This window comes from Longispora sp. NPDC051575, from assembly GCF_040681875.1.
Lineage (GTDB): Bacteria > Actinomycetota > Actinomycetes > Mycobacteriales > Micromonosporaceae > Longispora.
The window spans coordinates 1-20,182 of record NZ_JBFAZP010000024.1 but is presented as its reverse complement, the minus strand read 5'-3'; the positions used below and the strand labels follow the sequence as shown (position 1 = coordinate 20,182).

General features: G+C 69.7%; 23 protein-coding genes and 1 pseudogene. 12 read left to right on the top strand and 12 right to left on the bottom strand.

Features of this window, described 5'->3' with window-relative positions; genetic code table 11:
• The first annotated feature begins 256 nt into the window (after positions 1-256).
• Both AB0M43_RS38505 and AB0M43_RS38500 read left to right on the top strand, forming a co-directional pair.
• Positions 257-1,624 carry a TrkH family potassium uptake protein gene (locus tag AB0M43_RS38505; protein WP_363732613.1) on the top strand — a complete coding sequence of 456 codons (1,368 nt, stop codon included), beginning with the start codon at positions 257-259 and terminating at the stop codon, positions 1,622-1,624.
• Positions 1,617-2,294, top strand: coding sequence for a TrkA family potassium uptake protein (locus AB0M43_RS38500; protein ID WP_363732611.1), 678 nt, complete (start codon positions 1,617-1,619; stop codon positions 2,292-2,294). The genes AB0M43_RS38505 and AB0M43_RS38500 overlap by 8 nt, the downstream gene beginning before the upstream one ends.
• Positions 2,295-2,313: 19 nt before the next feature.
• Here the strand turns inward: AB0M43_RS38500 and AB0M43_RS38495 are convergent, their stop codons facing one another.
• Positions 2,314-2,820, bottom strand: coding sequence for a hypothetical protein (locus AB0M43_RS38495; RefSeq protein WP_363732609.1), 507 nt, complete (start codon positions 2,818-2,820; stop codon positions 2,314-2,316).
• Positions 2,821-3,391: 571 nt separating this feature from the next.
• Here AB0M43_RS38495 and AB0M43_RS38490 point away from each other — a divergent pair.
• Positions 3,392-4,623, top strand: a pseudogene (locus AB0M43_RS38490) (cation:proton antiporter).
• Here the strand turns inward: AB0M43_RS38490 and AB0M43_RS38485 are convergent.
• The 8 genes from AB0M43_RS38485 to AB0M43_RS38450 all read right to left on the bottom strand — a co-directional run bounded on the left by AB0M43_RS38485 (position 4,620) and on the right by AB0M43_RS38450 (position 10,383).
• Complete coding sequence (locus AB0M43_RS38485; protein WP_363732606.1) at positions 4,620-4,928, bottom strand: STAS domain-containing protein; 309 nt, start codon at positions 4,926-4,928, stop codon at positions 4,620-4,622. The pseudogene AB0M43_RS38490 and the gene AB0M43_RS38485 overlap by 4 nt on opposite strands.
• A gap of 406 nt (positions 4,929-5,334) precedes the next feature.
• Positions 5,335-5,697 (bottom strand): STAS domain-containing protein, encoded by a 363-nt coding sequence (locus tag AB0M43_RS38480; RefSeq protein ID WP_363732603.1) that lies wholly within the window; start codon positions 5,695-5,697, stop codon positions 5,335-5,337.
• A gap of 271 nt (positions 5,698-5,968) precedes the next feature.
• Positions 5,969-6,334: an STAS domain-containing protein gene (locus AB0M43_RS38475; RefSeq protein ID WP_363732601.1), complete on the bottom strand. Its 366-nt coding sequence runs from the start codon at positions 6,332-6,334 to the stop codon at positions 5,969-5,971.
• On the bottom strand, positions 6,331-6,846 hold the full coding sequence (locus tag AB0M43_RS38470) for a nitroreductase family deazaflavin-dependent oxidoreductase (RefSeq protein WP_363732600.1): 516 nt from the start codon (positions 6,844-6,846) through the stop codon (positions 6,331-6,333). The genes AB0M43_RS38475 and AB0M43_RS38470 overlap by 4 nt, the downstream gene beginning before the upstream one ends.
• Before the next feature lie 36 nt (positions 6,847-6,882).
• Positions 6,883-7,218 (bottom strand): STAS domain-containing protein, encoded by a 336-nt coding sequence (locus AB0M43_RS38465; protein ID WP_363732598.1) that lies wholly within the window; start codon positions 7,216-7,218, stop codon positions 6,883-6,885.
• A 38-nt stretch (positions 7,219-7,256) separates the two neighbouring features.
• Positions 7,257-8,153, bottom strand: a complete 897-nt coding sequence (locus AB0M43_RS38460; protein WP_363732595.1) for an LLM class flavin-dependent oxidoreductase — start codon at positions 8,151-8,153, stop codon at positions 7,257-7,259.
• A gap of 354 nt (positions 8,154-8,507) precedes the next feature.
• A complete protein-coding gene (locus AB0M43_RS38455) occupies positions 8,508-8,867 on the bottom strand; it encodes an STAS domain-containing protein (protein WP_363732593.1) in 360 nt (119 codons plus the stop codon).
• A gap of 106 nt (positions 8,868-8,973) precedes the next feature.
• On the bottom strand, positions 8,974-10,383 hold the full coding sequence (locus AB0M43_RS38450; RefSeq protein ID WP_363732591.1) for a trehalose-6-phosphate synthase: 1,410 nt from the start codon (positions 10,381-10,383) through the stop codon (positions 8,974-8,976).
• A 266-nt stretch (positions 10,384-10,649) separates the two neighbouring features.
• On the opposite strand from AB0M43_RS38450, the gene AB0M43_RS38445 reads away from it, so the two are divergent.
• The 4 genes from AB0M43_RS38445 (at position 10,650) to AB0M43_RS38430 (ending at position 13,895) form a co-directional block, all read left to right on the top strand.
• A complete protein-coding gene (locus AB0M43_RS38445) occupies positions 10,650-11,324 on the top strand; it encodes a response regulator transcription factor (RefSeq protein ID WP_363732588.1) in 675 nt (224 codons plus the stop codon).
• Complete coding sequence (locus AB0M43_RS38440; RefSeq protein WP_363732586.1) at positions 11,321-12,676, top strand: HAMP domain-containing sensor histidine kinase; 1,356 nt, start codon at positions 11,321-11,323, stop codon at positions 12,674-12,676. The genes AB0M43_RS38445 and AB0M43_RS38440 overlap by 4 nt, the downstream gene beginning before the upstream one ends.
• Positions 12,673-13,245 carry a GerMN domain-containing protein gene (locus AB0M43_RS38435; protein WP_363732583.1) on the top strand — a complete coding sequence of 191 codons (573 nt, stop codon included), beginning with the start codon at positions 12,673-12,675 and terminating at the stop codon, positions 13,243-13,245. Before AB0M43_RS38440 ends, AB0M43_RS38435 begins: the two co-directional genes overlap by 4 nt.
• A gap of 311 nt (positions 13,246-13,556) precedes the next feature.
• Entirely contained in the window at positions 13,557-13,895 is a 339-nt protein-coding gene (locus AB0M43_RS38430; RefSeq protein WP_363732581.1) for an STAS domain-containing protein, read from the top strand.
• A 67-nt stretch (positions 13,896-13,962) separates the two neighbouring features.
• Here the strand turns inward: AB0M43_RS38430 and AB0M43_RS38425 are convergent, their stop codons facing one another.
• Complete coding sequence (locus AB0M43_RS38425; RefSeq protein ID WP_363732578.1) at positions 13,963-15,027, bottom strand: acyltransferase; 1,065 nt, start codon at positions 15,025-15,027, stop codon at positions 13,963-13,965.
• A gap of 274 nt (positions 15,028-15,301) precedes the next feature.
• On the opposite strand from AB0M43_RS38425, the gene AB0M43_RS38420 reads away from it, so the two are divergent.
• The 3 genes from AB0M43_RS38420 to AB0M43_RS38410 all read left to right on the top strand — a co-directional run bounded on the left by AB0M43_RS38420 (position 15,302) and on the right by AB0M43_RS38410 (position 17,452).
• Positions 15,302-15,481, top strand: coding sequence for a hypothetical protein (locus AB0M43_RS38420; protein ID WP_363732575.1), 180 nt, complete (start codon positions 15,302-15,304; stop codon positions 15,479-15,481).
• Between the two features lie 274 nt (positions 15,482-15,755).
• Positions 15,756-16,655 carry an ABC transporter ATP-binding protein gene (locus tag AB0M43_RS38415; protein WP_363732572.1) on the top strand — a complete coding sequence of 300 codons (900 nt, stop codon included), beginning with the start codon at positions 15,756-15,758 and terminating at the stop codon, positions 16,653-16,655.
• The gene (locus tag AB0M43_RS38410) at positions 16,652-17,452 is read left to right on the top strand and encodes an ABC transporter permease subunit (protein WP_363732569.1); all 801 of its coding nucleotides are present in this window, start codon (positions 16,652-16,654) and stop codon (positions 17,450-17,452) included. Before AB0M43_RS38415 ends, AB0M43_RS38410 begins: the two co-directional genes overlap by 4 nt.
• Before the next feature lie 73 nt (positions 17,453-17,525).
• On the opposite strand, the gene AB0M43_RS38405 is transcribed toward AB0M43_RS38410, so the two are convergent.
• Positions 17,526-18,470, bottom strand: a complete 945-nt coding sequence (locus tag AB0M43_RS38405; protein ID WP_363732567.1) for an RNA polymerase subunit sigma-70 — start codon at positions 18,468-18,470, stop codon at positions 17,526-17,528.
• Positions 18,471-18,531: 61 nt separating this feature from the next.
• Here AB0M43_RS38405 and AB0M43_RS38400 point away from each other — a divergent pair, with 61 nt between their 5' ends.
• Positions 18,532-18,897 carry a nuclear transport factor 2 family protein gene (locus AB0M43_RS38400; RefSeq protein ID WP_363732564.1) on the top strand — a complete coding sequence of 122 codons (366 nt, stop codon included), beginning with the start codon at positions 18,532-18,534 and terminating at the stop codon, positions 18,895-18,897.
• Positions 18,898-18,910: 13 nt separating this feature from the next.
• Positions 18,911-19,243: a TfoX/Sxy family protein gene (locus tag AB0M43_RS38395; RefSeq protein WP_363732562.1), complete on the top strand. Its 333-nt coding sequence runs from the start codon at positions 18,911-18,913 to the stop codon at positions 19,241-19,243.
• A 519-nt stretch (positions 19,244-19,762) separates the two neighbouring features.
• On the opposite strand, the gene AB0M43_RS38390 is transcribed toward AB0M43_RS38395, so the two are convergent.
• Positions 19,763-20,182 (bottom strand): PPC domain-containing protein (locus AB0M43_RS38390; protein ID WP_363732559.1); only part of this gene is annotated, 420 nt, incomplete at its 5' end.

The window sequence follows — 20,182 nt, the reverse complement described above, 5'->3', positions numbered from 1 at the left end:
AGACTTCCCGGCACACCTGGCCGTCACCCTAGCCTGCGCCGGCCCGGTGCGCACCTGCCGACACCCCGAGTAGCCGACGGTCACCGGGCGGCGGAGCCGGTGGGTGTAGAAAGGCGGAGCGGGGGCCGGGTCGAGGAGTAACCGTCCGCACGGGCGGTGAACACCCGCCCCCGCACCCCTGGCTTGCGCCATGCCGTCGCACCGGCGACCCTGTCGTGGCACAGTGATACCGTCGCGAACAGCACAGGGAGGACTGGTGGGCGCACCGCACCGCCCGATGCCCGTCGTTCGGCAGGCCAGTCGGTGGCAGCACCCGACCCGGGTGGTCGCCGGCGGGTTCGGCGTGGCCGTCGCCGTCGGTACCGGGCTGCTGATGCTGCCCATCGCCACGACCACCGGCGAGAGCACGGACCTGGTGAACGCTGTGTTCACCGCGACGTCGGCGGTGTGCGTGACCGGCCTGGTCACCGTCGACACCGCCGGGCACTGGTCGACGTTCGGAGAAGTCGTCATCCTCGCCCTGATCCAGGCCGGCGGCCTGGGCATCATGACCCTGGCCACCTTGTTCGCGCTCCTGGTATCCAAACGGCTCGGGCTACGGGCGCAGCTTCTGGTACAGGCGGAGACCAAAGCGCTGAGCCTGCGCGACGTGCGCCGCGTGGTCGGAAGGATCGTCGTGTTCAGCCTTGCGTGTGAGACCGTCGCAGCACTCGTGCTGTCGGTGCGGTTCGCCACCGGCTACGACATGCCTGCAGGGCAGGCTGTCTATCACGGCGTGTTCCATGCGATCTCGGCGTTCAACAACGCTGGATTCTCCCTCAACCCCGACAACCTCATGGGGTATGTGACCGATCCGTGGATCAACATCGTCATCGCCGCCGCTGTGATCGTCGGTGGGCTGGGGTTCCCTGTGGTATTCGAGCTGGCACGCAACTGGCGGCGGCCCCACCTGTGGTCGGTGCTGACCCGCGTCACCGTCACCGCCACCATCGCCCTGCTGGTCATCGGCACCGTCGTGTTCGCCGCCGCCGAATCGGACAATCCCAGGACCCTCGGGCCGCTGGGTGACCCCGACAAGGTGATGGCCGCGTTCTTCGCCTCCGTGATGGCCCGCACCGCCGGCTTCAACAGCCTCGACACCGCCGCGCTGACCCCTGAGAGCCTTCTGGCCAGCGACATGCTGATGTTCATCGGCGGCGGCAGCGCCGGCACCGCTGGCGGCATCAAGGTCACGACCTTCGCCCTGCTGGGATACGTCATCTGGGCGGAGATGCGCGGCCACGCCCGCGTCGACATCGGCCGCCGCGCCGTACCGGCGGGCAACCAGCGCCAAGCCCTGGCGATCGCGCTCCTGGGTGTGGGGCTCGTCGTGGCCTCCACGTTCGCCCTGCTGTCGATGACCACCCATAGCCTTGACAAGGTGTTGTTCGAAGCGGTCTCGGCGTTCGCCACGGTGGGGCTGTCGACCGGCATCACCGCTGACCTCCCGCCCGCCGGACACCTGCTGATCACCACGCTGATGTTCACCGGGCGCATCGGACCACTGACGCTGGCCTCCGCCCTGGCGTTGCGCTCACATGGCCGCCGCTACGAACTGCCCGAGGAAAGGACCATCGTTGGCTGACATCCGCCGCGAGCCCGTCGCCGTCATCGGTCTCGGCCGCTTCGGCACCGCCCTCGCCCTGGAACTCACCCGCCGTGGCACCGAGGTCCTCGCGATCGACAACCGGCCAAAGGTCGTGCAGTCCCTGGCCGGACAGCTCAGCCATGTCGTGGCCGCCGATTCCACGGACCCGGAGGCACTCAACCAGCTCGGGCTCGCCGGCTACACTCGTGCGGTGGTGGCCATCGGCACAGATCTCGAAGCCAGCATTCTCACCACCACCCTCCTCGTCGACATGGGCGTGGCCGACATCTGGACCAAGGCCGTCAGCCGCCAGCACGGCCGCATCCTCGAGCGCATCGGCGCCCACCATGTCGTGCTCCCCGAACACGACATGGGCGAACGCGTCGCCCACCTCGTCTACGGCCGCGCCCTCGACTACGTCGAGGTCGACGCCGACTTCGCCATGATCAAGATCAAGCCGCCCCGGGAAGCGGTCGGCACTCCCCTTGGCCAGGTCAAAGTCCGCAGCCGGCACGGCGTCACCATCGTGGCCGTCAAAGCCGCCGAGCGGCCGGGCCGTACCGCGCAGTTCATCCACGCCACCGGTGACACGGTCCTGGCCTACGGCGATGAGATCCTCGTCGTGGGCACCATCGACGATGTCGAACGTTTCGCCAACATCACCTGACCGCCCTGGGCACACGGCCTCAGCCCATGTGCACCACAGGCCTGCGGCGTGAGTTGGACTCGGCACGACGGAGTATTTCCCGGATCGCGGGGGCAGTGTCCCCGGTCCTCATGAACAGCCGGCGAAGCATACCTTGGGCCATGCTCTCCTCGGGCCACGGGAAGTGAGCGTGAGGGGTCATGCCGGTCTCGTCGCGGATCGCCATGAGCACAGCGGCGATTGTGTCGGCGGCGGGGCGACCGTAGACGCCAATGCCGTGGCCCTCGATGTAGACATGGGGCACCGTGATCCGGGTGGCGTGGACGGTTAGTGCCAATCCCGTCGTCACCGTTGACGGTCGAAACTCCTGCACAACGAAGTGGATCACGCCATCACGGGCTGCCCCATGGATCAGGTCGCAAACCGCTGGATCGAGTTCCACCCGACCCAGCGGGCAGGTCCAGGATCGCCGCATCCCCAGCACCGACAGCGCAAGGGCCGTGCCGACGGTGGCTACGGCTAGTAACAGGGTGAGGGCGAAGTGCACCGGTCGATGGTACGGCGAAGGAGCTCAGCGACCGCCGTCCTGCCCGGATCCCCACGGACCGGGCGGGTCTCGAGAGCGATCAGCGGGGCTCTACTGTCGTCGACGCCGCAGCGCCCAGCCGTTGAGGGTCGCGACGAGCGGAGCTTCGGCATCGGAATCTCCCGCCACAACTCTGGCGCGGGGCGTCAGGCAGCCTCACTATGAAGACATGGCCTCCAAATCGCAGCCACCTCATGACGGCCTTGACCCGCGGCTCGTGCGAGTCAGCCGCCTGGTGTTGCTCGCGCTCGTCGCTATGCTGGTCCTAGCCTTGTTGATCTACTAACCCCGCTCCAGTGCACGGGGGTCGCCAGCCGTGGCGCGTAGGTCGTGTTCGCGCTCGGCCGCGGGGCGAAAAGCGGATCCGCCGCCGGACGGATATTGTGTGTTCCGGTTGGCTACGGCTCCACACCTCAATGGGTCGATCTTAACTTTTTCGCCTGCCGGCGGCGAGTGCGTATAGTGCGGGCTGTTCCACGGTGTGCCGGGAAGTCTGGTCGGCGATGTGTCCCGCCACGCCCTGGAGTCGATCATGCTGTTGCTTGTATTCGCCGTTGTCCTGTTGGCGGCCGTGTTGGTCTCGGCACTGGCCAACCGCTCTATCCTGTCCACCGCGGCGCTGTTCCTGGTGGCCGGATTCGCCGCGGGGCCCGGTGGGTTCGGGCTGATCGAGATGACCCCGACGTCGCCGATCGTGGCGCAGTTGGCGGAGTTGGCGTTGTTCGCGGTGCTGTTCACCGACGGTATGCGCGTCGGCTTCGCCGATCTGCGCGCCGCCTGGCGGCTGCCCGGCCGTGCCCTCGGCTGGGGTCTGCCGTTGACGCTGGCAGTGACGGCACTCCTGGCTCACTACGTCGCCGGGCTCGACTGGCCCGAGTCGCTGTTGATCGGTGCGATCCTCGCCCCCACCGACCCGGTGTTCGCAGCGGCCCTCGTCGGCAACGACAGGGTTCCCGCCCGGCTGCGGCACCTCCTCAATGTCGAATCCGGCGTCAACGACGGCCTCGCTCTGCCGTTCGTCGTCGTGTTCCTCGCCATCGCCGCCGGCTCCCAGGACCTGCACCTGGCGGCCCTCGGCAAGGAACTGGCGATCGGCATCGCCATCGGCGTGGCCGTGCCGTGGGCAGCGATCCGGTTGGAACGATCTAGGTTCTTCGCCGCCTCCACCGCCTACCTGCCCCTCAACGGCGTCGCCATCGGTCTCCTCGTCCTCGCGTTGGGCAAGGCGACCCACGGCAACCTGTTTCTCGCCGCGTTCGCCGCCGGGATCACCGTCGCCACCTTCGGCCCCCGCCAACGCACCGCGTTCGAACACTTCGGCGAACACGTCGCCGAACTGTTGAAACTCGGGGCGCTGCTGGTGTTCGGCGCCTGCTCACCCCGCGTTTCTTCGGCGACGTTCCCTGGACCGGATGGGTGTTCGCTATCCTCGCGCTCATCGCGGCCCGCCCGGTGGCGTTGTGGATCGCCTTTCTCCGTTCCGGCCTGCCGATGCGTGAACAGGGCGCCGCCATGTGGTTCGGGCCGAAAGGTTTCGCGTCCGTCGTCTACGGGTTGCTCGTTCTCGCCTCTGCCATCCCCGCCGCCGACGAGGTCTTTCACCTGGTCGCGGTCACCATCGTGCTGTCGATCCTGGCGCACTCGTCCACCGACGTGCTCGTCGCCCGCGCATTCGACACAGCGCCGGCCTCGCATCCAGGTGGCTGGCGTGGGCGGTTGCGGCGGCTGCCACGACCCCGCCAACGCGGCGGGGCCGACGACTAGCCAATGGGGTCTGAGGCACCGACGGCGAGAACGGCTTCATCGACCGTGAGATGAAAGGCGAAGGCCCCGACCGCGCCCAAGGAACGCAGCAGGCGGCCGATGTCGGGCTGGGCACCAGCGATGTGCAACTGTCGACCGCACGCACGCAGCCGGCGCGCGACTTGCAGAAGTGCGTCGCAGCCGGTGATGTCACAGACCGCTGCTCCCTGCAGGTCGACGACGACACGGGTGTGCCCGGCCGAGGCGAGGTCGTTGAGGCAGGATCGCAATCGTGCGGCGACAGCCTCGTCGATGTCGGCGCGCACGATCACGACCCTCACTGGGCCGTCGCGGCGGACTGTGACCTTGCGCCTGGGCCATCGCATCATCGTCGACTCCTCGTTTGCCGCCGACCAGGCTTCCCGGCACACCTGCTCTCAGAATACGACCTGATGTGGTCAGGGCGGGTTTTGTCGTCCGACTGACGTCCCTGTGATGGGGCCCGACGGGTTCTGAAGTGCGTGGATGTGCTCCCTGTGCCCGCCAACCCGCACGGCGACCGCGTCAACGGCCTGGCGTTTAGTGCGTTAACCCCAATATGGTTGGAAACGGTCGGGGAGGCAGTACTTGGATCGCCCACTCGGATGGGTGGTCACAGGCCGGGTTGCGTTGGACGGCTGCTGCGCCTCTGTCACTGCCGGGGCGGTGCCCCAGCTTGCTGGCGAGGTGGCGTCACGGCAGGTGGGGTTCGCCCGGCGTGGACGGGGCGATGTCAAAGGCAGGGCGCAGGCCGGTTGCTTCCAGGAAGGCATCGACGGCGGCGCCAGGGCCGATGAGACGCAGTCGGCCGTCGGCGGGCAGCAGCCGGTCGCACGCGTCGAGAAGCGCGACGAGTCCCGCCGCGTCGCAGTAGACGACGGCGGTGGTGTCCACGGTCAGCCCGGGCCGGCCGGTGAGCATGATCTTGTTGACGGCGGTGGTGAGCGCGGCGGCGGCGCGTTGGTCGAGGTCACCCGTGACAGCCAGGCAGGTGGCGTCGTCGTGTGCTGAGATGTGGACATGGAGCCGGCGGCGTACGCGCCTGCCTGGACTCATCGCGCGGCCCTGTCAGTGCACCTCGGACGCGGAGCCCCGCGCCGAAACTCTGTCTGCGTGGGCGTCTGCGTGCACAGATCGACTCTGGCGGACCGACCCTGGCGAACGCCGGTCAGGTTGGCGCGCCCGGTCGCAGCGGCACGGGCGCCGCCGACGGGAAGCTCCAACCTCAAGACGGCACCGATATGTCTCCAGGCCCGGGCAGAGGCCGCCGGAGCAGTCATCAGCCATGTCCCAGCCGCCCAGCTTCGCGCCGGTGGTAGTGCCCCGTTCACGGCAGCGGTTCTTCCGACCCGTCGCCGGTGTCGCGGGCGGTGGGGCCTGGTGCGAACAGGCCGGTCAGGCTGGTCTGCTCCAGTAGGTCGACGAGCAGGCCCGGGGCCGTGAGTAGACACAGTTGTGCCTGCCGGTCGCGTAGCAGCACTGCGGCGTTGACCAGCACTCCGAGGCCTACCAGGTCACAGTCTCGGAGGGCTGTGGCGTCCACGGTGATGTCGTCATGCCCGGCGTCGATGAGCGTTCGAAGAACGGTGCGCAGCTCTGCGGCAGTTGGCCTGCGCAGCGCCCCACTGACAGCTACGACGGGTCCGGCTTTCTGGGTCGTGACCTGTACGTCCAGCGAGTCCGTGCTGCTCAATCCCGCTCCTTGGATTCTTCGGATTCGTCGCCGTGGTCAAGGCGCGTGCTCAACGCGACCACGGGAATGTCGTCGCCGAGGCGCCGGTAGCTGTCCGGGCTGCCGTCGACGGCATGCCCGCACATGGCCATTAGCCGTGGTGCCAGTCGGGGGTGGCGGGCCGCGTAGGCGACAAGTACCTCAGCGGCGGCATCTTGAGACAATACGGTGGCAGTGGCCAGGAGGGTGCGTCCGGCGACGCTGACGGTGACCCGCGGCTCACAGCTGACGTTTGCCAGCCACTGCGCCCGGTGGCCGAAGCCGCTGGCGACCAGGTAGACGTCGCGATGACGGCCGATGACCTCCAGCACAGCCCGCCGTGGTCTGCCGGATACGCGGCCGGTGTGCCCCAGCATCAGCACGCGGTTACCCAGTAGCCATCCCAGGCGTGCTCGGTACAACCAGATGGGTGCGCGGGCTGCCAGTCGCCACGCACCGGCCGGGCGGCGTGGCAGCACAGTCGTGCGGACCATGGATTCCCCTCTCTCGTGTTTCGCGTGTTCGCGGCTTCAGGTGGCGGGGTGCTCGCAGGGCAGGCCCAGGACCTCTTCGACGCCAGCGGCGCGCAGCACCCGGTCGCAGAACACGCTGGGCGCGCCGACCGTGAGCTCGATGCCGACCTGCGCGCAGAGCCTGCGACCCACGACGAGTGTGCCGATGCCGGTGGAGTCGATCAACGCCACCGCCGACAGGTCCACCGCGATGCGCGTGGGGGTGGGTTGGGCCGTGGCTGCGAGGGTGATGGCGGCGCGCAGGTCGGCGGAGGTGGCGTAGTCGATCTCGCCGCAGGCGATCAGCTCGACGCGCCCGTCGTGGACGGGTCGGGCGGTGACGGTCAACGTCATGGCCGCTCCTTGTTCGAAGAGTTCGGTGACGGGCGCCTTCATGACAGCGCTCGCAGGTGGGCGATGACGGTGGCCGCGGCGCGTAGGCCGCCGGTGAAGTGCAGGTGGTTGACACCGAGCCGGGCGCGGCGCGCGGCCAACAGGCGTGCGCAGTGACCGGCTGGACCCGACACTGCCGCAGGTGACAGTACCAACGCCGGTTGGGATAGCCCGGCAAACTGTGGGGCCGTCCAGGCGGGGTGGCTGGTGTCGGTGACGTCGATGGCCAGGATCGGCAGCTGGTAGTCCAACTGGTCGGGGTCGCGTCCGGCGGCGGTGGCAGCGGCCCGCGCCCAACCGAGGCGGGTGGCCACGGCGTCGACGCCCAGGGGCCCTGAGTGTCCTCCTGTGTGTGGCGGGGTGATGGCGATGATGTCGGCGTGGCGGCCAGCGACGTCGAGCACGCCGCGGCTGTGTCCGGCGATGAGGATCGGCGGGCAGGCCCCGGGCCTGCCCAGGCCGTGGCTGGTGGCGGGCTGGGCCGTGAACAATGTGCGCAGGGTCCGGGCGGTATCGGCGAGCCGTTCGCAGCGCAGCGGTGCCGGGTCTGCCGTGCGACCCAGTGCCTGGTGGTCTGCTGGGGTGTCGCCGAAGCCGACGCCCAGGCCGATGTCGAGGCGCCCGTCGCTGAACGCGTCGAGGGAGGCCAGGGCGCGCTGCGCCATCACCGGGTGGCGCAGTCCCACGGTCAACGCGCGGGTCTGCAGCCGTACGCCCGGGGCTGCGTGCAGGGCGGCGGCCAGCACGACGAGAGGGTCCATGCCTCCGCTGGCGAGGTCATCACCGGCGGTGAGGGTGTCAAATCCCAGGTCGGCGATGCGCGCCACCTTCTGCCGCCAGGCGCGCAGGTCGCCGGTGAACGCCGGTAGGGCGGCGCTGAACCGAAACGGCCGCACCGAGGTCGCAGCAGGCGGCGGTTCGCCGGCCTGGCGTTGTTGAGGCACGCCGGGTCGGTCGGGCCACGGTCTGGGGGGCCACGGCCCGAGACGGCTGGGCTGACCGGTGTCTCGCCCGCCGCGCCCGGGTCCGGAGGGGCCGGTCACGACGGGCTCCGGTGTTGACACGCCGGGCAGGTGTGGGGTCCGGCCAGGCCCGGGTGCCCGGCCCAACCGGCCTGTCGCGCCTGCGACCACACCTGCTGCCAGCTGACCGGTGCGGCGCCGATGCGGCTGATCGCGCGGCGACACGCGTCGCAGCTCAGATGTACGCCTCCGACAGTGAACCGCCGGCCGCTCATCCCCGCCGGCCGGTCACAGGAGGTCCCCGCCCGCCGAGTGCCCCGGTCCGGGTGCCTTGGCGGGGGCGGTGATGGCGAAGACGTGCTCCAGGCGGGCCAGGCGCAGGTTGCGGCGCAGCCGGGCCGACGGGTGGGCCAGCGACAGCCGCGATCCGGCACGCAGGGCGCGACGGTGAACCTCGAGTAGGAAAGCGATGGCCGCGGCGTCCGTTGACGGGCAGGCGGACAGATCCAGCGACAGCTCCTGGGGTTCCAGGCGCAGGATGTCATCGACGACACGGTCGAGTTCGCTGGTCACCGGTGGCAGCAGCGGCCCGTCGACGTCGACGGTCACGCCAACCCGGTAGACCTGCGAGGTGGCGGGCACAGGCATCACTGATGTTCCCCCTTCGGGTTGTGGGACCGGACTTCTCCAGGGTCGGCGGGAGTCGTGGCGGCGGGTCTGCGACGGTGTGACGAATCCATGACGAAGCCGATGCTCAGGCGGCCACGCGGGTCAGCGGCCGGCTGCTGAGTGCGGCGAGGAAGGACTGCGACCAGTCGGCGACGGTGTTCGCGTGGAGAGCGTGACGCATCGAGGCCATCCTGACAGCCCGGCCCGGCGAGGCTTCGGTGGCCGCGCGCAGCATGGTGTCCTTGAGCGCGTCGGTGTCATACGGGTTGACCAGATGTGCGCCGGGCAGGCCGGCGGCGGCGCCCGTGAACTCGCTGAGTACCAGGGCGCCGGCGCCGTCGGTGCGGGCGGCGACGTATTCCTTGGCGACGAGGTTCATGCCGTCGCGCAGGGGGGTGACGACCATGACGTCGGCTGCCAGGTACAGGGCGACGAGTTCTTCGCGCAGGTAGGAGCGGTGCAGGTAGTGCACGACGGCCTGGCCGATGCGGGCGTGGTCGCCGTTGATGCGTCCGACGGCGCGTTCGACGTCGGCGCGCAGCCTGCGGTAGCCGTCGACGCGTTGGCGGCTGGGTGTGGCGACCTGTACCAGTACGGTGTCGGTGGCGTCGAGGCGGCCTTCGGCGAGGAGTTCTCCGTAGGCGTCGAGGCGGTGCAGGATGCCTTTGGTGTAGTCGAGCCGGTCCACGCCCAGCATGAGGGTTCGCGGGTTACCGAGCTGTTGACGCAGCTCCCGCGCCCGCTCCAGCGCTGTCGGGGTGGCCGCGAGGCGGCCGATCTCTGCGACGTCGATGGAGATCGGAAACGCCCCGACCGTGATGGTGCGGCCCTGGTGGTGGATCTGCTGGGCCTGGGGCCGCAGGCCCAGCAGACGTTCGGTGAGGGTGAGGAAGTTACGGGCGCCGCCGGGGGCCTGGAAGCCGATCACGTCGGCGCCGAGGAGGCCGCGCATGATCTCCTCGCGCAGTGGCATGCGGGTGAACAGCTCCGCTGGCGGGAAGGGGATGTGCAGGAAGAACCCGATGCGCAGGTCCGGGCGCAGCTCGCGCAGCATCGCCGGTACGAGTTGTAGTTGGTAGTCGTGAACCCACACTGTGGCCCCGGGTGCGGCGACGTCGGCGGCGGCGCGGGCGTAGCGGGCGTTGACCCGCCGGTATGCCTCCCGCCAGTGGCGGTGGAACGTGGGCTGTTCGACGGCGTCGTGGTACAGGGGCCAGATGGTGGCGTTGGACTGGCCCTCGTAGAACTCGACCACGTCGTCGGCCGACAGCGCGACGGGGTGCAGGCGCATCCCATCGGCGTGAAACGGTGCCGGGGCGGTGCCAGCGTTGCCGCTCCAACCGACCCACACTCCGCCGCGGTCGGCCATCACCGGCCGCAGCGCGGTGACGAGTCCGCCGGGGCTGGGCTGGAAGACCCATTCGCCGTCGGTGCCGGCCACGGCGTCGACGGGTAGCCGGTTGGCGACGATCACGAAGTCACTGTCCGCAGTCACGGCAACCTCCGGTAGGGGTTTGTCAAGAGGTCGCCGGCCAGTCCTTCTCAGACCGTGCCAGGAGGTCGGCCAACGGGGCACCTCGGCGTCTTCGCGACGACGAGCGTGACGCGGCTCCTGGCCGGCGACGATGGCACTCATCGTGGCTGCCGGGCGTGGCGGACACCGCTCGAGAATGTGACAACCCTATGACAAACAGTGAGCATATGGGGTGATTTGGTGCGTCGGCGTGGACGTCGCCACCGCTGGTGGGTCATGATGCGCGCATGGCGGTTGTGCTCGTGATCGAAGACGACGACCGCATCCGGCTGTCGTTGGGCCTGGCCCTGGAGGATGAGGGCAACACGGTCCTCGGCGTGGCCACCGCCGAGGAGGGCCTTGCCGCCCAGCGCGACAGCCCGGCTGACGTGGTGATGGTCGACCTGATGCTGCCGGGTATCAGCGGATTCGACTGCATCCGTCAGCTCCGCCGCGGCGACGACGTGCCCATCATCGTCGTCAGCGCCCGCGCAGACTCCCACGACATCGTCGCCGCCCTGGAAGCCGGCGCCGATGACTACGTGGTCAAACCGGTGCCCGTGAAGGTCCTCGCCGCCCGGCTACGGGCACTGTTGCGCCGCGCCCGGCCCGCCGCCCCGCAGCCGGCGGTACTGGAGTTCGGGGACCTGCGCATCAGCCCCACAGCCGGGGAGGTGTGGCTGGGAGAGGTGCAGTTGGCCGTTACCCGAACGGAGTTTCGGCTGCTGTGCGAGCTGGCCGAACATCCCGGACAGGTCCTCTCCCGCCAGCAACTCCTGACGAGGGTGTGGGAGTACGACATCGGCGACGAGCGCCTCGTCGACGTGCACGTCGGACGCCTGCGGCAGAAGATAGAACACGACTCCGCCGCACCCCGTCACCTGCTCACCGTCCGCGGACTCGGCTACAAGCTCATGCGATGAGGCGCCCCGGGCTCCGCGCGCGCGTCACGGCCGGCTTCGCCGCCGGCGCCCTGGCATTGTCCGCGTCGATGGCGTTGCTGTCCTATGAACTGACCCGCAGCTCACTGCTGGACGAACGAGAACGCACCGCCGTACGGGCCGCCTACTTCGACGCCACCGTCGTGCACGCCGGGCTGTCGGCCGAGCAGCCTGATGTCGCCGAGGTGCTGCGATCGCTGGACACCGGTGCCAACCGGCGGGCGGTACTGCTGTACGAGGGCCGCTGGTACGGGCGCAACGCCGACGCCGGCACCGCACCCGCCGTACCGGAGAGCCTGCGAACCCTGGTCGCTTCCGGCCAGCCTGGCGCTCAACGCATCGAACTGGACACCGGGCCCGCCGTCGCCGTCGGCATCCCTCTGTCGGCTACCGCTGGCTTCTTCGAGATCGACTCCCTGCGCGAACTCGCCCACACCCTCGACATCCTCGCCCTCGTCCTGACCGCGGTGGCCACAGCCCTCACCTCCGGCGGCGCAGGCCTGGGCTGGTACGCCACCCGTCACGTCCTGCGGCCTCTCGCCCAGGTCGCCGACGCCGCCGGTGACATCACCGCCGGTGACCTCAAGACCCGCCTGCCCTCATCGCCGGACCCGGACCTGGATCGGTTGGCGGTGTCGTTCAACCAGATGGTTGACCGCCTCGCCGAGCGCCTCGAACGCGACCGCCGCTTCGCCGCCGACGTCAGCCACGAACTGCGCTCCCCCCTGCAGACCCTGTCGGCGGCCGTCAGCGTGCTGTCGTCGCGCCGCGACCGGCTCGACGAGCGCACCGCCACCGCCGCCGGCCTCGTCGCCGACGAGGTCGACCGGTTCCAGACCCTCGTCACCGACCTTCTCGAACTCGCCCGCTCCGACCAGCCCGCCGACCGCGGGCACGTCGATGTCGTGGCGCTGGCCCGCCGCGCCTGCCGGCAGCGTGGCCTCGACGAGCACCTCGTCACCGCCGACCCCGACGCACAAGACCTCTGGTGGGTGGATGGCCGCCGTGTCGAACAGGTCCTGGGCAATCTTCTCGACAACGCCCGACACCACGGCGGCGGGCCCGTCGCCGTGCACCTGAGCCGTCACGGGAGAACCGGTGTGATGGACGTGGATGACGAGGGACCTGGCATCAGTCCCGCCGACCGGGAAGCGGTCTTCGACCGGTTCGTCCGAGCCTCCGCCGCAGGCGCGCGCCGCGACAGCGACGGCACCGGGCTGGGCCTTGCCATCGTCGCCCAACACGCAGCGGCCCACGAGGGGACCGCCCGCGTCCTCGACCGCCCCGGCGGCGGCGCCCGGCTGCGTGTCGAGTTCGGCCAGGCACTGCCATGACCCGGCCGATCATCCCCGCGACCGTCCTGCTCCTGCTCGGGATGCTGGCTGGTTGCGGCGTCGGCGCCGAGGACACCGCCCGTCCGATCCAACCGCCGCGGGGCCCGTACCAGGCGCTGACCACACCCAGCCCCCAGCCCAGCACCACCGGTAGCAGAACCCAGACGCTGTATCTGGTCCGCGCCGGAAAACTCACCCCCGTAGAACGGCCCGCGCCGGAAGTGCCGACCGCCGAGACTCTGCTGCGCGACCTGGTCGCCGGTCCCACCACTGCCGAAGCCGATTCCGGGCTGACCAGCGCGTTGTGGGGTGGCAGCGTCATCTCCGGGGTACGCGTCACCGACGGCCAAGCCGTGGTCACCGTCACCGCCGCACTCGACGCCGTCAGCCGCAACGACGAGATCCTCGCCTTCGGGCAGGTCGTGTGCACCCTGACCGCACGCGACGACGTCAACGGTGTGGTCTTCACCCGCGACAGGCAACGCATCGCCGTCCCTCGTGGCGACGCGTCCCTGTCTCAGGGGCCGCTCACCGCCACCGACTACACCAGCCTCATCGCCGGACGCTAACGCCGGCACACCAGCACCCACGAAGCCGGTAGCCTTGCACGGCTCGGCGGGCCGGGAACTCTCACCCGGAGTCGCGATGATGGAGGGACTGCTCCTGGGCTCACCGCTACGCGGTGCCGGCACGCATGGCGGCAGTTCCGCACTGTGGACAGAGTTCGGCCGGTAGTGTCGACGGTGGTGTGCCGGGAAGTCTGGTCGGCGATGACTTTGGCGACCCGTGAAACGGAGCACACCTTGCAGCACCGCCGGTACTCCCCCGCTCTCACCCGCCCGGCTGGGTCGTGATGCCCGCAGGTCAACTGCCCGTCGACGTGACCGAGCACGGCCCGGTTTCGGTGGTGACCGTCTGCGGCGAGATCGACGTGGCCACCGCGCCCACCCTGCAGCGACGCCTCGCGGCGCTGTACGAGTCCGACCAGTTGCGACTGGTCGTTGACCTGTCCGGGGTGACGTTCTGTGACTCTGTGGGAGTGAGCGTCCTCATCGGCGCGGCCCGGGCACTGAGCGGCAGAGGACGCGTTCACCTGGTCGGCCTTCGTCCGGTGCTGGAACGATTGTTCGAAGTGACCGGAATCGGATCGGTGTTCGTCATCCACCCCGGTCTGTCGACCGCGATCGACGCCGCCGGCACATTCGTTCCAGGCCGTTGACCGTCCGACGGTTCGACCGCCGCTCCCCCGCCGACGCGATACCGTGAGCCCGAGGGAACGGATCCGGTCAGGTCCGCTGGCCCTTCAAGCGCCGGTAGGCGGGGTTTTCCACCCCGTGGTGCAAAGCCACGGCCCCAGCCAGGCTGGTGGCGAACACAACGGCCGTGACGGCGACCGCCCTCAGCGGACCAACCGGGGAAGCGATCATCCCGAGCTGATCTGCGACCAGCAGCACCAGGTAGTGGATCATGTAGAAGGCGAAGGACACCTCGCCCATGTACACCAGGGCCGGCCTCGACCACAGGGTGCGGACGCCGGAACGGTCGGCAGTGGCCGCCGCGGCGATGACCAGGACCACCGGCCCCAGGGTCAACGCGTGCAGGTGCACCGGGTAGGGGGTCTCGGCTGCCGCCGCGTAGACCACCGCCAGCAGGATCAAAGACCAGCCCAGACCTGGGCCGCGCCACTCCCCTCGGGTGACGAGAACCGCGACGACCACCCCCAGGGTGAACCCGACGAGGCGCGCGGCGGGCAGCAGGTACGCCGTCCACTTGGCAACCTCGTGGTCGGCGCCGATCAGAGCGACGTTGATGGCCAAAACCACGACGGGCAGAGCGAGGATGAGCGACCGAAGCCAGATGGTCGACATGTGGCGCAGGGCTGGCAGCAGGAACGGGAAACACAGGTAGAACAGTGCTTCACATGACAGGGACCAGCTCACCGGATTCAACGACGTGTAGATGGCGGGGTCGGGAATCCACGCCTGCGTCAGGGTGACGTTGGCCAGCACCTGCCACGGCGTGACTGTTCCCGCGGTGGTGAGAAGCAAAGCCGCGGCGAGCAGCGCTGTGACCACGTGCAGGGGATAGATTTTCGCCCATCGACGGCGCCAGAACGCCCGTCGGGTGTCACCGTGGCGGGCGGAGTAGGCGAGGACGAAACCGGATAAGGCAAAGAAGAAGGACACCCCCAGCGCCCCCGCGTGGGAGAACAGTGCCCACGCAGCCCCCGCCACGGGGTCGGGGACTCGCACATCGGCTGCGAGGACCCGGTTGACGACGTGCTCGGCGAACACCAGCATCGCCGCCGCCCACCGCAGCCCCGTCAGTGATGGCAACCGCGAACCAGGCATAGGTAGCAGTGAAGATTGACGGGTCAAGGGCGCCACGAGCGCGTCTGACACCATGTATCCGCCTGTCAAGGCTCGAAAAGACCAACACAACGGGAGAATGACGGCTCCTGGCCGCGCCTTAGGACCCTAACCAACCCGCCGGACCCGGCCGCGAACTGTGTCGCATGCCCGACCCACAACGGCCATCCCCGACATGACCGTAGATTCCATTCCAGGTCGCGTCGACGCTCAGCGATGGCCTGGTGTGGCCGGGCCGTGGCGGTAGCGTTCTGGCGTGATGAACCCACCCGACGACTTGGCCCGCACCGAACATGAGCCGGCGGCGTTCGCCTGGGTGTTGCGCCGGCTCCGGCGGAACGGGCGGCGCGGGTTCGCCGAAGTGTCGTTGTGGCTGCTGGCGTCCAGCTTCGTGCTCGTGCTTGTCGTAGTAGTGATCGCCCGCATGACCAGATAGCCGGCCGCCGTACCGACACGGTCTACGTCACGCGGTCCTCAACGGTTGTCCGCTGTCACGTCGACGCCCGTCCGCTACCAAGAATGGGCTGGCAACCAGAGTACTGGCGGTGTGGTTCGTGGAGGGCATGGCGGGACACTCCCGACGGGGTGTTCGAAGGTCTACGCTGAAAGGTAGGTGTGCCGGGAAGCCTGGTCGGCGAGTCGATGACCCGACGGCGAAAGGCCACCGCCATGAACACCCGCCCCAGCTCCGCCCGCTTGCGGCGTGTGCTGTGAACGGCCCGGCGATCCACACCGACGCCCTGACCAAACGGTTCGGCACGCTCACCGCCGTCGACCAGCTCGACCTGCGGGTGGAACGCGGCGAGGTGTTCGGGTACCTCGGCCCGAACGGGGCCGGCAAGACCACCACGATCCGGATGCTCCTGGACTTCGTGCGCCCCACCTCCGGCACCTCCCAGGTACTCGGAGGCAGCGGCGCGGATCCGGCCGTGCGCGCGCGGATCGGGTACCTGCCCGCTGATCTCCCCGTCGACCCGCGCTGGACCGCACAGACTCTCCTGGACTTCTACGGCGACCTGCGCGGCCGACGCGACCGGACCTGGGAACGCACCCTGCTGGACCGGTTCGACCTCGACCCGTCCCGACCGGTCGGGGAGCTATCCACCGGGAACCGGCGCAAGGTCGGCATCGTCCAGGCCGCATCCCACCGCCCGGAACTCCTCATCCTGGATGAGCCCACGTCGGGCCTGGACCCGCTGTTGCAGCAGGAGTTCCTGATCCTGATCCGTGAACTCGTCACCGACGGGGCGACGGTGTTCCTGTCCAGCCACGTCCTCCCCGAGGTCGAGGCCCTCGCCGGACGGGTGGCGATCCTGCGCGAAGGCGTCGTCGTGGCCCAAGCCGGTATCACCGAGCTGCGCCGCACCGCACGCACCCGCATCGACCTGCGACTGACGGTCCCCGCCGACCCGGCCCCGTTCGCGGCCCTGCCGACCGTCGTCGAAGCGACCGCCGATGGCGACCTGCTGCGCCTGGTCGTGGAAGGCAGCGTCGACGCGGTGATCAAAACCGCCGCCGCCCTGCCCGTCGAGCAGATCATCACCCACGAAGCCGACCTCGAAGACGTGTTCCTGTCCTACTACACAACCCAGGACGGGGGCCGGTCATGATCGTCGCCCGCCGCATGCTCGCCGACCGCCGCCGCGCCACCGCCTGGTGGGCGATCGGCACCGCCGCGCTCGTCGTGTTCACCGTCGCCCTCTACCCGGCCGTCAAAGACCAGGCCCAGGTCGAAGACCTCCTCAAAACCATGCCCGAGGCGTTCCGCAACATGATCGGCTACGACGCCGCCGTCCCCATGACCTCACCCGCCGGGTACCTGCACGCCCGCCTGTTCTCCACCGTCGCCCCCGTCCTGTTCCTCGTCTTCGGCATCGGCGCCGGGGCGGCGGCCATCGGCGGGCTGGAGGAGACCGGCCGCCTCGAACCACTCCTGGCCAACCCCGTCACCCGCGCCCGCGTGGCCGCCGAACGCTACGCCGCAGCCATCGGGCTACTCACCCTCCTCGGGGTCGTGTTCGCGGTGACCCTGGCCGCATCCGGCCGGCCCGCCGGAGCGCTAGCGGGCATATCCGCCGGGCATCTCATCGCCGCCGCCGCGGCGATGCTCGCCCTCGCCGTGCTGCACCTGAGCCTCGCCTACGCCATCGGCGCGGCCACCGGCCGACGCGGCCCCTCCGTCGCCATCCCCGCCGCCGTCGCGATCGGCAGCTACCTCATCCACAGCTTGCTGCCCATGGCCGAAGCCCTCGCACCGGTCCGCTACGCACTGCCCTGGTACTGGTACCTGCAACGCAACATCCTCGCCCAGGGCCTACCACCCGCAGCGCTCATCGCACCCCTGGCGATGTCCGGGGTGCTCTTCGCCATCGGGTGGGCAGCCTTCCAACGACGCGACCTGCGGTGAGAAGCCGCCGCGCCCCAGACTGACGCAGCCGAGCCGGTGACCCACCGCTGATCAGTGCGGTGGGCATGGGGGCTCACGGGCGGCGAACGTTGGTGACGGGGTGGAGGTATCGCAGGAGTCGTTCGTCGAGGAAACGGGTCAGGCCACGGATGTGGCCGTCGGCGAGTGTGAGGACGAACAGGCCCGCCGGCCGGCCGTCGTCGAACGCGCAGACGAGGGCGGGTTGTCCGTTGGCGGTGGTGTGCTGGAGCTGGAACCGGTGGCCGGCCCGCCAGGCGGCGCCGGCCCGCAGGAAGCCCGCGACCGCCGTCACGCCGAGGTACTCGTGCGGGGCTGGTGGCATCGACAGCCAGACGTCGTCGGTGAGAAGCGCGACGACCGTATCGATGTCATCGGCGCTGTAGGCGGCGGCGAACCGGCGGACCACATCGTCGTCGCCCGGCGCGGGCGGGTGGGAGACCCCGTGCCGGGCGCGGTCCACCGACGCCCGGGCGCGTTGCAGGAGGCCCTTGACGGTGGTGGGGGTGGTGCCGAGCATCGTCGCGGTCTCGGCTGTCGGGTAGCCCAGCACGTCGCAGAGCACCAGGACGGCGGCCTGTCGGGGTGGGACGCGTTGCAGCGCGGTGATGAAGGCCAGCTCGACGGCCTCGCGGGCGGTGTAGTGGGCCTCGGGACCCGGGTCGGTCGCCGGGAGCCCCTGCAGGAGTACGTCCGGGAAGGGCTGGAGCCAGGTCAGTTCCCCGAGCCGGCTCGGCGCTGGTGGCGTGAACGGCGGGGTCGGTGAAGACGGGACGCGTCGGTCGCGGAGGGCGTTGAGGCAGCGGTTCGTGGCGATCCGGTACAGCCAGGTCCGGGTCGAGGAGCGGTGTTCGAAGCCGTCGAGGCCGCGCCACGCGGCCAGCAGTACCTCCTGGAGGACATCCTCGGCGTCGGTGAGCGAGCCCAGGAGCCGGTAGCAGTGCAGAAGCAGTTCGCGTCGGTGGGCCCGGACGAGGTCCTCGAAAACAATCTTGGCCACTACCGTTCCGATCCGCGCGTTCCTGGTGTCTGTACCTGTACCGACACCGGAAGGAATGACGATGATCAGCTCAGCATTGCAGATCGCCCTCGCCCACCACGCCGCTTGGACGGGCAAGGACCTTGACCTGGCGATGAGCTACCTCGCCGAGGACGTGGTCTGCGAGGCCCCGGCCGGCAGGATCGAAGGCGTCGAGGCGTACCGGGCGTTCCTGGCCCCGCTCGCCGAACACGTGCTGATCAGGGCGGAGCTGATCGCCGCGTTCGGCGACGAGACCACCGCTTTGATCATGTACGACACTGAGACGGTCCCGGCCGCCAGCGCCCCCGCGGCCGAGTGTTTCACGGTCCGTGAGGGGCTCATCGTGCACAATCGGTTCGTGTTCGATCGCACTCCGTTCGACGCGTTCGCCCGTCGGGGACAGTGACCAGGAGGCTGGGATGGCACTCGACCCCGAACTCGCCGAGCGGGTCGCCGACCTCGTCACCGGCCGGCCCGGTATGAGCAGTCGGCGGATGTTCGGCGGGCTCGCCTGGCTCGTCAACGGCAACATGGCCGTGGCGATCCGTGGGCAGGGCGGGTTGCTGGTGCGGGTCGACCCCGACCGGCATGAGGAACTGCTGGCCGAGCCGGGCACCGATACGATGATCATGAGAGGGCGGGAGTTGACGGGCTGGATGACCGTCAACGCCCAGGCGTGTGACTCCGAGGCGGGCCTGACCGCGTGGGTGGATCGGGGCCTGGACTATGCGGGAGCCCTGCCCCCGAAGTGAGCCGTGGCGCGGGCGGCCTGGTGCGGCCGGTCGGGCGGGAATCCCAGGGCTAGGGTGGGCCTCACATCACCCAGGGGGCTCGTACAAGGCGTGGATCCGCCCCACTCATGACGCGGTGCCCGCGCCCGCCGCCGCCTGAGATCATCGCGGCGACCTGTGGCAGGTCGAGGTCCTCGAGCTTGCGGAAGCTGCCGGAGGATGATCCGATCTTGACTGGCGGGGAATCCGCAGCGCGTCGGTCGGGAGCGGTGCTTCAGACCGTGGGCTCGCCGATCGCGAAGAGTCCGACGTCGACCGTTGGAATCCGGGCCGCGAATGAGCTTCGCCCGGAGGGCCCACACCTTTGCCTGCCGCTGTTTGTCCCCTCAGTGCGGCGGGTTGTGGGTGTGGGCCCTCGTTGCGGGCGTCAGACCGGGGAGCCGGTGGGGCCTTGACGCCCGCTGTCGGTGTGGCCCCGTGGTGGCCGTCGGTCGGCCCGGATGGGCTGCACGTGTCGGCGCTCGGGGCGCTGTGGATCTTCTAGTACTCGGTCTTGACGGTGACTCCTCCGCAGGTGGTCGTGGCGTACAGGCTGATGTAGTGGTAGCCGGCCGCCGGGTTGGTGACGGTGAGGGTCTCCGCGTTGCCGGGGTTGGTGGACCGGCTGGTGTAGGTGCCGGTGGTGGCCCAGGTGCTGGGGCTGTAGTACAGGTCGCAGTTGCCGGTGCCGCCGGAGGCGGTGATGCGCAGCTGGGTGACGCCGGCGGGGAGGTACAGGTAGAGGTAGTCGTAGTTGCCGGCGGTCGCGGACCTGTTGGTGCGCTGGCAGTTCTTCCCGAGGGTGCGCACGTCGCTGCCGGTGCATTCCGGGACGGTGCCTCCGCCGGTGGCGACGGCGACCGTCTGGGTGGTGGTGCCGGTGGCGCCCTTGTTGTCGGTGACGGTGAGCCGCACGGTGTA

Excerpts from the sequence above, each read along its gene's own strand:
- AB0M43_RS38480 (WP_363732603.1), bottom strand. The coding sequence starts at position 5,697 with ATGAGTCCAGGCAGGCGCGTACGCCGCCGGCTCCATGTCCACATCTCA.
- AB0M43_RS38470 (WP_363732600.1), bottom strand. The coding sequence starts at position 6,846 with ATGGTCCGCACGACTGTGCTGCCACGCCGCCCGGCCGGTGCGTGGCGA.
- AB0M43_RS38465 (WP_363732598.1), bottom strand. The coding sequence starts at position 7,218 with ATGACGTTGACCGTCACCGCCCGACCCGTCCACGACGGGCGCGTCGAG.
- AB0M43_RS38455 (WP_363732593.1), bottom strand. The coding sequence starts at position 8,867 with ATGCCTGTGCCCGCCACCTCGCAGGTCTACCGGGTTGGCGTGACCGTC.
- AB0M43_RS38445 (WP_363732588.1), top strand. The coding sequence starts at position 10,650 with ATGGCGGTTGTGCTCGTGATCGAAGACGACGACCGCATCCGGCTGTCG.
- AB0M43_RS38440 (WP_363732586.1), top strand. The coding sequence starts at position 11,321 with ATGAGGCGCCCCGGGCTCCGCGCGCGCGTCACGGCCGGCTTCGCCGCC.
- AB0M43_RS38435 (WP_363732583.1), top strand. The coding sequence starts at position 12,673 with ATGACCCGGCCGATCATCCCCGCGACCGTCCTGCTCCTGCTCGGGATG.
- AB0M43_RS38425 (WP_363732578.1), bottom strand. The coding sequence starts at position 15,027 with ATGCCTGGTTCGCGGTTGCCATCACTGACGGGGCTGCGGTGGGCGGCG.
- AB0M43_RS38410 (WP_363732569.1), top strand. The coding sequence starts at position 16,652 with ATGATCGTCGCCCGCCGCATGCTCGCCGACCGCCGCCGCGCCACCGCC.
- AB0M43_RS38400 (WP_363732564.1), top strand. The coding sequence starts at position 18,532 with ATGATCAGCTCAGCATTGCAGATCGCCCTCGCCCACCACGCCGCTTGG.
- AB0M43_RS38395 (WP_363732562.1), top strand. The coding sequence starts at position 18,911 with ATGGCACTCGACCCCGAACTCGCCGAGCGGGTCGCCGACCTCGTCACC.